At 75.9% G+C, this 378-nt stretch carries 1 protein-coding gene; it reads left to right on the forward strand.

Going from position 1 to position 378, the window contains the following annotated elements; translation table 11 throughout:
* Positions 1-378, forward strand: a 378-nt coding sequence (locus ADK60_RS26100; RefSeq protein ID WP_159400588.1) for an NUDIX domain-containing protein, incomplete at both ends; no start/stop codon positions are given.

The following is a 378-nucleotide window of genomic DNA, read 5'->3' on the forward strand; positions in this document are numbered from 1 at the left end:
CCACCAGACCGGCCTCACCCTCCCCGGCGGACCCGCCGAAGCCGACGAACTCCCCCACCACGCCGCCCGCCGCCACACCGACACCCAGACGGGGCTGGTCCTGCCCCTGCGCAAGATCCTCGCCACCGACCACACCCCCACCCGACTCCTCCCCGAAGCCCTCCACTTCGTCCACTGGGGCGGACGCCTCAGCCCCGCCCAGGAGTCCACCGTCGCCCTCCACCGGCCCCCGCACACCGTCACCGCCGTCCACTGGCTCCACCGCGCCCAACTCGCCGACGCCATGCACCCCGACCACCACCGCCGCACCACCCACGCCCTCGACGCCCTCACCCGCGGCGCCCACCTCCCCTTCCTCCTCCGCGGCACCCCCGCCGA

This window comes from Streptomyces sp. XY431, assembly GCF_001279805.1.
Taxonomy (GTDB): domain Bacteria; phylum Actinomycetota; class Actinomycetes; order Streptomycetales; family Streptomycetaceae; genus Kitasatospora; species Kitasatospora purpeofusca.